Origin of the sequence: Enterococcus sp. MSG3299 (assembly GCF_050555765.1) — a bacterium.
In the GTDB taxonomy this organism is placed as follows: Bacteria; Bacillota; Bacilli; order Lactobacillales; family Enterococcaceae; genus Enterococcus; species Enterococcus faecalis.
Window position 1 is genome coordinate 328,112 of the sequence record NZ_CP187869.1, and the last position, 12,169, is coordinate 340,280.

Here is a 12,169-nt window from a genome sequence, read left to right on the forward strand (position 1 = left end):
AAGACATGGAGAATAGTAAAAAAAATCAAGCAGTGCAAGTGAGCAATAGTTACTGGATTAAAGTCGTAGCCATTTTCTTCGTAGGCTGGATTTTAATGTACGCAACACGAACTATTTTTAATCCAGTGATGGGGGTCATTGGAGAACAATTTGGTCTAAGTAACACACAACTTGGTTTAGCCAATAGTATCTTCTTTCTAACCTATGCTGTTGCACAGATTCCTTTTGGGATGATTGGCGATAAAATTGGGCGGAAATTAGTCATTGCTGTTGGGTTTATCGTTCTTGCTATTTCTACTTATTTTAGTGGATTAGCGACAACCTTTGTTATGTTTTTAGTCATTCGTGCAATTGCTGGTATTGGTCAAGGCGCTTACTATGGCCCGCAATATGCGCTATCGACAGAAGCGATTCCAGCAAGTAAACGGACCATCGGTAATGCCATCATCAATAGTGGGATGGCCTTCGGTACATCAGGTGGGTACTTACTTTCAAGTAAGTTGGTTTTAGAAAATGGTGAACATTGGAGCAAACCATTCTTTATCATGGCGATTCCAACGTTTATCGTAGGAATTCTTTTCTATACAATTTTGAAAGAAAAAGTGATTCGTCCTGGTGAAGAAGCTGCACGAGCAGCTGCTGAAGAAGGACCGCAAGAAAAGATCTCATTAAAAGAAATTTTCTCAAATCGTAATTTATTAGCCGCATTTATTTTATGTTTCACAAGTATTTATGCAAACTTTGTCATTATTACTTGGTTGCCACAATTTTTAATTGCTGAACGTGGCTTTACAGGAGCGAGCGTTGGTTTCATTTCATCACTTGTACCATGGGCCTCTATTCCAGGCGCCTTAATCTTCGCTCGTTTGAATGATAAAACAGGTGCGACGAAAAAATTAGTCTTTACATTAGTACCTTTAGCAATCCTATCTGTCTTTGCGATTGCTTTTGTAACAAATCGGACATTGTTAATTTCTGTTTTAATTCTTTATGGGTTAACAGGGAAATTAGCGTTAGATCCAATTATGGTGACTTTTGTTACCAAACATGCACCAAAAGCGGCCTTAGGAACAACGTTAAGTGCCTATAATTTTATCGGGATGTCAGGGTCAATCCTAGCACCGTATGTCACAGGATATTTAGCAGATACAGCAGGCTCAATGCAAGTTGGCTTCTATCTTTCTTGTGTACTATTAGTTATTGGTTTACTAGCTTTTGCTTTCTTAGCTAAAGATGAGAGTAAACCGAAATTAGGTTAATTATCCCTTCGATAATGACTGAAACAATCAAAATGAGCAAGACAAAATCTTTCATTTCGTAAACAAATTATTTCTTATCCGTCGATACTGAAAAGATTTTGTCTTTGCTTTACTAAAAAGGAGCGAATCAATCAATGAGTTTAAACGTAATTGCCCTAGGTGGGAATGCTATTTTAGATACGGATCCAACAGATGAAGGCCAAAAAGCCGTCGTTAATCACGCGGCCAAATATATTGCAGAATTTGTTGCTAAAGGGGAACAAGTCATTGTCTGTCACGGAAACGGACCACAAGTAGGGAATTTGCTTTTACAACAAAAAGCAGGCGAAAGTGAAAAAAATCCAGCGTTGAAATTGGATACTTGTGTTGCGATGACACAAGGAAGCATCGGTTACTGGTTACAAAATGCTTTAACTAATGAGTTTGAAAAACGTAACATTGCTAAACCAGTTATCTCTGTAGTTACGCAAGTACGTGTGGACAAAGAAGATCCTTCGTTTAAAAAACCATCCAAACCAATTGGTCCATTCTATACAAAAGAAGAAGCTGACGCGGAAGCAGCCAAAGATGGCTCTACGTATGTGGAAGATGCTGGCCGTGGCTACCGAAAAGTTGTTCCATCACCAATGCCTAAAGAAATTGTTGAAAAAGAGGCGGTTCGTGCTTTAGTAGAGGCGGACGTTTTAACTATCTGTTCTGGTGGCGGGGGCATTCCGGTCGTAGCAGAAGACGGACAATACGTAGGTGTGGAAGCGGTTAACGACAAAGATTTCTCTGCACGTGTTTTAGCTGAAAACGTTGATGCAGACCGTTTGATTATTTTGACAGGCGTTGATAACATCTACATTAATTACAATCAACCAGATCAAAAAGCATTAGAACAAATCAGTGTAGCCGAAGCAGAAGAATACATTAAAGAAGGTCACTTTGCTGCTGGTAGTATGCTACCAAAAATCGAAGCTGCCTTAGACTTCGTAAAAGGTGATGACAAACGGAAAGCAATCATTACTTCTATCGAAAACTTAGAAAACATCGATAAAGAAGCAGGAACTGTGATCAGTCAAAAGGGGTAGTTTACCATGAAAAAACTGTCCATGATCACCCAAATTGCAATTGCTGTTGTCGTAGGAATCCTCGTAGGACTCTTGATTCCTGCTAGCGGCAATTACTTGAAAATAGTTGGAGATGTCTTTTTGCGACTGATGCAAATGGCTATTCCTATCTTGATCTTAGGGCAAATTGTCCAAGCAGTTGGCAGTATTAATCCAAAAGAATTAACGAGCCTTGGGGGTAGAACAATCGCTGTTTTCGGGATTTCCTCCTTAGCTGCCGCTTTATGGGGCGTCCTAATGGCAGTCATTTTTAATCCAGGATACGGTGTTAAAATGACTGGCTTCCAAGATGCTTCTATTAAAGCGCAAGAAATCTCAATCACTGATACGATTTTAAATTTCGTTCCGAAAAATATTTTTGATTCACTGACTCAAGGATCGATTATTCAAATTATTGTCTTTGCATTATTTTTTGGTTTAGCACTGAATAAATACTTACAAAGCCATCCAGAGACGCAACTCTTCCAAATAATTGTGGACTTTAATGAAGTTATCATTACAGTCATTCGATACGTCATGTATCTAGCACCTCTGGGGATTTTTGCTTTAATTGCTTCAACAATTAGTCACTTAGGCCTTCAAATTATTTTACCGTTAGTGAAGTATCTATTGGTCTATGGATTAGGAACTATTTTATTTTTGGGCATCTGGATTTTGGTTATCACATTGTACTGTAAAGTAAGTCCACTACGTTTAATTACAAACATGAAAAATATGTCTGTGATGGCCTTGGCGACAACTTCTTCAGCAATTACTTTACCAGTAGCTTTGGAAGAAACAGAAACAAAATTAGGTTTAAGTAAGCGAATTACTAACTTAGTGTTGCCGTTAGGTATGTCATTAAACAGTAACGGCTCAGCGATGCATATGGCTTTTACTGTAATGACTATCGCTCAGATGTATCAGCTAGAGTTTGATATTACGAAAATGATTTACTTAGCAATTACAGCAACGTTTGTCTCACTAGCAAACGCAGTTGTTCCCGGTGCGGGCTTAGTCTCACTGGCAGTGATTGTTCCGCAAATGGGTTTACCCATTGAGAGTATTGCAATTTTTGCAGGCGTCGAATGGTTTGTTGGCATGTTACGAACAATTTTAAATGTCAATTCAGATGTTTACTCTGCTATCCTAGTTGCAAAATCAGTGGATGAAATTGACTATACTGTCTTTAACAGTAGCAATAAGTAGTGAAAAAAGGGGAGGAAATGCAAGGACGAAGAAGAAAATCACTTGTTTTCTTTCCCTTTTTTAAGATTAATGATAAAGGAGCAAGCGCAATGGAAGAAATGGTTGTCGTTACACCGGAAAAATTAGAAAAGCTGATGAAACAAAAATTAGAAGCTGCTGGTTTACATTCTGAACATGCCGAAGAAGTTGCTCGACATTTAACTTTTGCAGATGCTAGCGGTATTCATTCACATGGGGCGGTTCGCATGGATTATTATGCGGAACGGATTGCAAAAGGCGGGATCACGATTGATCCCGAATTATCATTTGAAAAAACTGGACCGTCCACTGCCATTTTTCATGGCGATAATGGCGTGGGTCAATTTGTTTGTAACGAAGCATTAGCTGCTGCAGTTGACCTAGCCAAAGAATCAGGGTTAGCATATGTTGGCGTTTCTCAAACGAGTCATAGCGGGACGTTATCGTATTATGTTAAAAAAGCAGCGGAACAAGGCATGGTTGCTCTTTCGATGTGTCAATCTGATCCAATGGTGGTACCGTTTGGTGGTACAAGCAATTATTTTGGAACAAATCCAATCGCTTTTGCAGCACCTAGAGCAGGTCATGAACCAGTCGTGTTTGATATGGCTACGACAGTACAGGCGTGGGGGAAAATTTTAGATGCACGTTCAAGAGATGTTGAAATTCCCGACACGTGGGCAGTAGACGAAAAAGGCCAGCCAACGACTGATCCTTATGAAGTACGAGGTTTATTGCCGATTTCAGGACCAAAAGGATATGGACTAATGATGATGGTCGATGTCTTAGCTGGTTCGTTGTTAGGCTTACCTTTTGGTAAACATGTCAGTTCCATGTATGCGGATTTAACGGAGAAACGGAATCTGGGTCAGATGTTTTTAGTCATTGATCCAAGCCGCTTTACAGATTCTGAACGATTTAAAGAAAATATTAATCAAATGGTGGAAGAACTTCATAGTGTGCCTACAGCAGAAGGGTTTCAACAAGTTTACTATCCAGGAGAATTTGGTCAGCTAAACTATCAAAAAGCCATGTCAGAAGGCATTGAAATTCCACAAAGTATTTATGATTATTTAGTTAGTGAGATTGTACATTACGATAAATATGGCGGGCAAGGTGCCTTTGCCAAATAATGAGGAGCGCAGAGAGTATTCGCTACTGCGTTGCTCTCGCCTTCTTTCTATTGGAGGAAAGTAAAATGAAAAAATCGTCAAAAGTAGCACTTATTTTTGCATTTTTAGTTAGTATTTTTGTGCCAGTTGCGGCCTTTGCTGATGAGATTGGGGATGTAGTTGCCCCGACAGGAATCATGGCATTAGTTGTGATTATTCCATTGATTGTTGTTTTGGTTCTATTGTTTATGAAAGTCGATATGATTATCGCTGGTTTAATTGGTGGCGTCTTAGCGATGCTGATTGGCGGCATTGGACTAGAAGAAGCGAATAAACAGATGTTGGAAGCTATCCCAATGATGTTAGGAATTACCGTTCCCATCATTAATTCAGCTGTTGCGATGGCGGTCTTTAAAGCAGGTAGTTATTCAGCTGCATTAACTTTAGCCAAACGAGGCACAAAAGGAAAAGTCGAGTATGTTTCAGCTTTTATTGTTATCTTATTAGCCGCAGCCACATATATGTCAGGAATTGGTGGCGGAAGTGCGATGGTTATTGCACCATTGGCCTTTGCTGCAGTTGGCGTTGTTCCTGAATTAATTGCAGCAATGTCTTTAGCTGCTGCGGTATCATTTACAACATCACCCGCTTCATTAGAATCAAGTATTGTTTCAAAATTAGGCGATATCAGTGTCGGTTCATATGTTTCAACCATGCGACCTTACTGGTTATTCTTCGTAGCATTAGCGATTGTGTTAGCCTTTTGGGGAACGAAACATAGAAATGTTGGCTTTAAAGAGTCGGCAGATGATGAATTTGATAAAAAGAGCAATGGTGAATTATTTAAAATTACCTTGCCAGCCATTTTCTTATTGTTTGCTGTAATTTTTGGACCAATTGTGAATGATTTAATTGGTTTTGCCTTCTTTACGCCACTTGTATACATGATTTTAACATTAGTTTTAATTTTCTTATGTACAGATTTCTCAATGAACAAATCTGTCGAAGCGATGGTAGATGGGTCTACATATATTTTGACTCGTTTATTCCAAGTAGGGATTTTCTTAGCCTTTATTAATGTTATTGCGGAAACAGGAACGTTTGCTGTAATCGCAGGTGTTGCTGAAAATGCACCAGCCTTTATTGTCGTGCCAGTTGCTATTTTAACAGGGATTTTAATTGGGATTCCAGCTGGGGCCTACGTAGGTTCTGTTTTAACTTTAGTGCTACCAGTTGCTGTATCGTTGAACTTCCCGCCGTTAGCATTAGGTTTTGTAGCAATGGGTGTTGGTTTAGGTAGTCAAATGAGTTTCGTTAATATTACTATGCAAGCTTTATCTTCAGGCTTCCAAATTCCAATTTTGGATGTTGTTAAAGGAAACGTGAAATGGTTAAGTATTGCCTCTGTACTATTATTAGTTATCGGTTTAATCTTTGGATAAAAAACAATTTAGGGAGTGGAAAACATGGATTTATTAATTAAACAAGTTCGTCTTCAAGACGGTGAAGCATTACAAGATGTAGCTATTAAAGAAGGAAAAATCATTGAAATCGCCCCAGTTATTACTGGCGATGCCAAAGAAGTCATCGAAGCAGATGGTCGTGTTTTAATCCCAGGTTTTGTAGAAAGCCATTTACATTTGGACAAGGCATTAATCGCTGATCGTAAACCAAATAAATCAGGTACGTTGAAAGAAGCAATTGAAGTAACCGCAGAATTAAAACCAACATTTACCGAAGAAGACATTTACGACCGTGCCAAACGTGCTTTAGAAATGTTAATCGTTCATGGAACCACGGCGTTAAGAACGCATGCAGAATTTGACCCAGCGCAAGGTTTTACTGGCTTCAAAACAATTATGCGTTTGAAAGAAGAATACAAAGAGTTAATTGACATGCAAGTAGTTGCGTTTCCGCAAGAAGGAATTTTTAAAGCCCCTGGAACAGAACAAATGATGTATGAAGCAATGGATATGGGCGCAGACGTTGTCGGCGGTATTCCTTATAATGATGCACCAGCGAAAGAACATATTGATTTAGTGTTTGAAATTGCTAAAAAATATGATAAAGATGTAGATTTACACCAAGATTTTGCCGATGAAGCTGATGATATGAGTATTGAATATTTATGTGAAAAAACCATCGCTGAAGGCTACCAAGGCCGTGTTTCAGTGGGCCACTTAACGGCATTGCATGCCTTACCTGAAGCAGAATTGGCGCCTATTATTGCAAAAATGGCGGAAGCAAATATTAGCGTGATGGCTTTACCAGCAACGGATTTACATTTAGGGGCTCGTGGTGATCAGTACAATGTTCGACGTGCGGTTACGCCAATCCGTAAATTACGCGATGGTGGCGTGAATGTCTGTATTGCTACAAATAATATTCGCAATGCTTTTACACCATATGGCACAGGGGATATTGTTCAAACAGCGATGCTAGCCATTCCTGTTGGACACCTAGGTGGAGCGGATGACTTAAAAGCAGTGCTACCAATGGTAACAACAAGTCCTGCTCGTGCGATGGGACTAGAAGGATACGGTGTCGCAGTTGGGAATAAAGCAGATTTAGTCCTATTAGATACAAAAGTGGTTGAACATGCGATTATTGATATTCCAGAACGGTTATATGTTATTAAAAACGGCCGTGTTACAGTCAAGACAGACAAAAAAGTCGAAATCATTCGTTAAGAAAAAAAACAAAAAGCTCAAAATGTTAGTTGTCAAAACTAACATTTTGAGCTTTTTTTGATAAAGGTAAAGCTAGGAAGGTGAAAATATGATTAATTTATCCTGTTTTAGCTATGATTCTCTATTGAAAAGTTTATTTTCAGTTTATTTTTGGTCGATTTTCCTTGATATATATAGAATCTTCAGGAAATGCTCCTGTCTGTTTAAAATTCGGAATTTCAGAAATTATTCTTTTTTGCTAAACTAGTTATAACTGGTTAGTAAAAAGAAGTATTGGACGAATAGCGCTGAAACAAGTGAATGATCCAAAGTATAAAGAAAAATGAAACCGATACCACAAGACAAGACTGTTGCTGAAAATGGTAAGTGATCATTCTGCTAAGTTTAGTGTCTTAATGTTTAGTTAAACTAAGAATTGTTGGATTGTTCTTTAGAAAGAAGGGACAATATGAAGCGAAGTAAATGGAAAGAATTGATAGTAACGGGCATCTGCCATATATTAGTATTCCCCATACTAATACAGACAACTGTTTTTGCAGAAACATTACCAAGTACAAAACAAGTAAGAGAAGGAACCAATCATTCATTAACAGCAGAAAAAGCCGAAAGTGAACAACCACAGACAAAGGATAAACTACATGATGAAGAACCACTAGCATTGCCAAAAAGTGAGTTAATCGATAATGGGGCTAATGTTACAAGTCAAACGATTAGAGAAAGAATTGAGACGCCTAACCTAACTTATCGTTATGGATTTATTAATGAAGAGGGGCAGCCAGTAAACGCCAATGAGATCCTTCTACAGTATCATAGTTGGCAAGGCAATTCCCCAAATGGCATAAATGTGTGGGAAGGTGAAAGTCAACCAGTGACAGCATCTACAGTGGCTAATTTAAAAGAAGTGGTAATTCCAAGTGAGAAAGTAGCCGTCTATTCCGACATGTCAACGGTGCTTGCAGCGAGTAATCAAACATTTTTTTTACCAAGATATTATACTTCTTTAAGCTTATACAATAAGAAAGGGGAAATTGATCCCAATTATCCGCTGCCAACTATTTCCGACGCATCAGGAAACCAATATCCAACAACAATTTCGCAATTTGAATTGGAAAAAATGTCTGCACAACAATATAGTCAGAAAACAGGAGTAACGTTTAACATTAGCGAGAGCCAAAAACTAATCGTTCCTTTGTACAACCAAGTGAAGGTTGATTCATCGAATCAATCTGGGCTATTGAATTACTTTAAATTTTCAGGGCCGGTTTATTATCATGTTACCAATCGCATAGTGACAGAACATTTTGTGGATACTCAAGGGAAACCAATCCCTCCACCACCGGGGTTTAGACAAGGAAAGCAAACGCTTATTGAGCGTGACCCTTACGCCTTTAAACAGAAAGGTCTTTTGCCAAGTAGCTATGAAATTGACTCAAAAACGTATCAATTTCAAGGATGGTATAAAGGGAAAACGAAACCTGAAAATTTAGAAAAAAGCGTAACGCCCAGTTATGATATTACCTATGACGACAATGATGATTTAACTGTTGTCTATAAGGAGATACCTCAAAAAAATTATACATTTGAGGATGTCAATGGTGTTGAAATTGCACCACCATCTGATTTTATTCAGGATCACCAACAACCAATAACTACGGATGGCTTTCGCTATTTAGCTGGAAAAAAACTGCCACAACAATACAGCGTTAACGGTAAAACTTATTTATATCAAGGTTGGTATCAAGATAAAACAAAACAAGAGAGCTTAGAAAAAACGAAGCGACCCATAAACTCCCCTGTTTTTAATGAAATGAACGCTATTACAGCAGTGTATAAGGAAATAACTGCAAAAGCTGAAATGCAAATAGAAGGACTAGTCAAAGTCATGCCAAGTGGTTATATACAAATTTGGCAGATTATGCTTACAAAAGTGGGAGAAGTACCGTTAAAAAAATAAACTTAAAGCCAGCAATTGGTTGGTCACCAGGTCTAGCTCGGCCAATCCAAGTCACGATTCGTGTTGGATCTGAACCAAACAAAATTGTTCCTATTACTGATGAAAATTGGCGAGTTGGCATTGCTTTAAATACGGAAGTGCCTATTGGTCAGACAGCAACTATTATGATGACAACAATTGCTACAGGTGAACCAGATCAAGTGTTACAAGCGGCTGTTGAAATGAATGGAAATTTTTCTGCTGTTCACGCAGCTGATACTGTCAGAATCCAACCTAAAAATCAAGAAATTGTGGCACCAGATGAGGAAGGTTTTATCAGCACACCAACTTTTGATTTTGGTAAAGTCGCCATTTCTAGCAACACGCAGCAACATGGTTTAAAGCAAGCAGCAGATTATTATGAAAATGGTCAGGAAAATCCATATTTACGTTTGAAAAAATCACAACCCAATTGGGCACTAACTGCAGAACTATCCCCCTTTGAAGGAAGAGTGGATCAACTATCATCAATGACAAAGTTATTGTTAGGAACAACCAATGTTTCAGGTTTTATTCAGTACAATCAACCAACGGAAACTAAAGTTGCTCTTGGCAAAACAACCGCTATTCAATTAGTTGCCAACGGTGTAGCTAGCCATATTGTTGCCAATGGTCAGTTTGACGAAAGTGATGTTTATCAATTTGATTTTTCTTTTGATCAAATCAAATTAGAAATTCCAGCAAATCAAGGTAGAAAAGATCAAACTTATCAAGCAATGGTGACTTGGAATTTAGTGACAGGCCCATAAGTCCATAAAAAATAAGTTGAATAGTTTGATCAAAAACATTGCATAGAAATAATAAAAGGCGGCTCAACGAAGCGGCCTTTTTCTTGATTCATTACCAAAATATAACGAATTTTGTAACAAAAAAGTTTGCTAAAAAGAAGGAAAAATGATTAATTTTACGAAAAAAAGCATATATCGACAAAAAAGAAGCAAAATTTGAATAAAAAAAGAAAAAATATGAAAAAAAATCGAAGAATTGTTTAACAATTGAAAACACATGAAAACCAGTCATGACAAGGCATAAAAGCCTTACAAAAGGTAAGTTTACCTATTATGGAGAAAGAACGAGTGATCTGAAATGTTTTTGTAACATTTCTATTGCTTAATTGAAATATGGGTGTGGTAGAATGTTTTTGTCGTAAGAAAAGATTAAGATATTTTAAATAAACTTTAGAAATTAATTCGGAGGAATGACAAGTGAAGAAACGTCTATTTGCATCAGTATTACTATGTTCATTAACGCTATCAGCAATTGCTACCCCAAGCATCGCTTTGGCGGACAATGTTGATAAAAAAATTGAAGAAAAAAATCAAGAAATTTCATCATTAAAAGCAAAACAAGGGGATTTAGCTTCACAAGTATCTTCTTTAGAAGCAGAAGTATCTTCAGTATTTGATGAAAGCATGGCTTTACGTGAACAAAAGCAAACACTAAAAGCAAAATCAGAACAATTACAACAAGAAATTACAAACTTGAATCAACGTATTGAAAAACGTAACGAAGCAATCAAAAATCAAGCACGTGATGTTCAAGTTAATGGACAAAGCACAACAATGCTAGATGCAGTTTTAGATGCGGACTCAGTTGCAGATGCAATCAGCCGTGTTCAAGCTGTTTCAACAATCGTAAGTGCCAACAACGACTTAATGCAACAACAAAAAGAAGACAAACAAGCGGTTGTTGATAAAAAAGCTGAAAACGAGAAAAAAGTGAAACAACTTGAAGCAACAGAAGCTGAATTAGAAACAAAACGTCAAGATTTACTTTCTAAACAATCTGAATTAAATGTAATGAAAGCTTCATTAGCATTAGAACAATCATCAGCTGAAAGTTCTAAAGCTGGCTTAGAAAAACAAAAAGCAGCTGCTGAAGCAGAGCAAGCACGCTTAGCTGCTGAACAAAAAGCTGCAGCTGAAAAAGCTAAACAAGCTGCTGCAAAACCAGTTCAAGCTAAAGCTGAAGTAAAAGCAGAAGCACCAGTTGCCTCTTCTTCAACAACAGAAGCGCAAGCACCAGCAAGCTCAAGCTCAGCAACTGAATCAAGCACGCAACAAACAACTGAAACAACTACACCAAGTACAGATAATAGTGCAACAGAAAATACTGGCTCTTCTTCATCAGAACAACCAGTACAACCTACAACACCAAGTGATAATGGAAATAATGGTGGCCAAACTGGTGGTGGAACAGTTACACCACCAACACCAGAACCAGAGCAACCAACACCAGCGCCTTCTGCTGATCCAACAATCAATGCATTGAACGTTCTACGTCAATCATTAGGTTTACGTCCAGTAGTATGGGATGCAGGCTTAGCAGCTTCTGCAACTGCTCGTGCAGCACAAGTTGAAGCAGGTGGTATTCCAAATGATCACTGGTCTCGTGGAGATGAAGTTATCGCAATTATGTGGGCGCCAGGTAACTCAGTAATCATGGCGTGGTACAACGAAACAAACATGGTAACAGCTTCAGGAAGCGGTCACCGTGATTGGGAAATTAACCCAGGTATTACGCGTGTCGGTTTTGGTTACTCAGGTAGCACAATCGTAGGACACTCAGCCTAATCAGCAATGATAAAAATAGACGTAAGCAGCTTCTGAAAAGAAGCTGCTTTTTTCATTACTATTTCATCCATCTCCGTTGACAAATTTGCTAAACGTGGTATTCTAATTATAATCTAATAATTTCCGTTGAATAGGAAAGTAAATACAAGACAGTTGGTAGAGAGACTTTGGTTGGTGAAAAAAGTTAGATGTCTGTATCGAAAAATGGCCTAGGAGGAATTTTT

Annotated in this window: 8 protein-coding genes, 1 pseudogene and 1 other annotated feature (1 of these 10 only partly in view); of the genes and pseudogenes, 8 read left to right on the forward strand and 1 reads right to left on the reverse strand. The window is 38.1% G+C overall.

Annotated features, from left to right (window positions below; all coding sequences use genetic code 11):
- Window positions 1-5: 5 nt before the first annotated feature.
- From IGL23_RS01780 to IGL23_RS01810, 7 genes and pseudogenes are all read left to right on the forward strand, one after another.
- Window positions 6-1,259, forward strand: a complete 1,254-nt coding sequence (locus IGL23_RS01780) for an MFS transporter (RefSeq protein ID WP_002355251.1) — start codon at window positions 6-8, stop codon at window positions 1,257-1,259.
- Window positions 1,260-1,393: 134 nt separating this feature from the next.
- Entirely contained in the window at window positions 1,394-2,332 is a 939-nt protein-coding gene (arcC, locus tag IGL23_RS01785) for a carbamate kinase (protein ID WP_002355252.1), read from the forward strand.
- Window positions 2,333-2,338: 6 nt separating this feature from the next.
- Window positions 2,339-3,559, forward strand: coding sequence for a dicarboxylate/amino acid:cation symporter (locus IGL23_RS01790; protein WP_033594274.1), 1,221 nt, complete (start codon window positions 2,339-2,341; stop codon window positions 3,557-3,559).
- A gap of 89 nt (window positions 3,560-3,648) precedes the next feature.
- Window positions 3,649-4,710 (forward strand): ureidoglycolate dehydrogenase, encoded by a 1,062-nt coding sequence (allD, locus tag IGL23_RS01795; RefSeq protein WP_033594273.1) that lies wholly within the window; start codon window positions 3,649-3,651, stop codon window positions 4,708-4,710.
- Window positions 4,710-6,131 carry a hypothetical protein gene (locus tag IGL23_RS01800; RefSeq protein ID WP_002389832.1) on the forward strand — a complete coding sequence of 474 codons (1,422 nt, stop codon included), beginning with the start codon at window positions 4,710-4,712 and terminating at the stop codon, window positions 6,129-6,131. Before allD ends, IGL23_RS01800 begins: the two co-directional genes overlap by 1 nt.
- 24 nt (window positions 6,132-6,155) lie before the next feature.
- Window positions 6,156-7,379, forward strand: a complete 1,224-nt coding sequence (locus IGL23_RS01805; protein WP_033594272.1) for an amidohydrolase family protein — start codon at window positions 6,156-6,158, stop codon at window positions 7,377-7,379.
- 448 nt (window positions 7,380-7,827) lie between these two features.
- A pseudogene (locus IGL23_RS01810) lies at window positions 7,828-10,121 on the forward strand (WxL domain-containing protein).
- Between the two features lie 91 nt (window positions 10,122-10,212).
- Here IGL23_RS01810 and IGL23_RS01815 read toward each other — a convergent pair.
- Window positions 10,213-10,392: a hypothetical protein gene (locus IGL23_RS01815; RefSeq protein ID WP_016632398.1), complete on the reverse strand. Its 180-nt coding sequence runs from the start codon at window positions 10,390-10,392 to the stop codon at window positions 10,213-10,215.
- 185 nt (window positions 10,393-10,577) lie between these two features.
- Here IGL23_RS01815 and IGL23_RS01820 point away from each other — a divergent pair, with 185 nt between their 5' ends.
- Entirely contained in the window at window positions 10,578-11,945 is a 1,368-nt protein-coding gene (locus IGL23_RS01820) for a PcsB-like coiled-coil domain-containing protein (protein ID WP_002410455.1), read from the forward strand.
- A gap of 117 nt (window positions 11,946-12,062) precedes the next feature.
- Window positions 12,063-12,169, forward strand: a binding site (T-box leader); it runs 123 nt beyond the window's last position.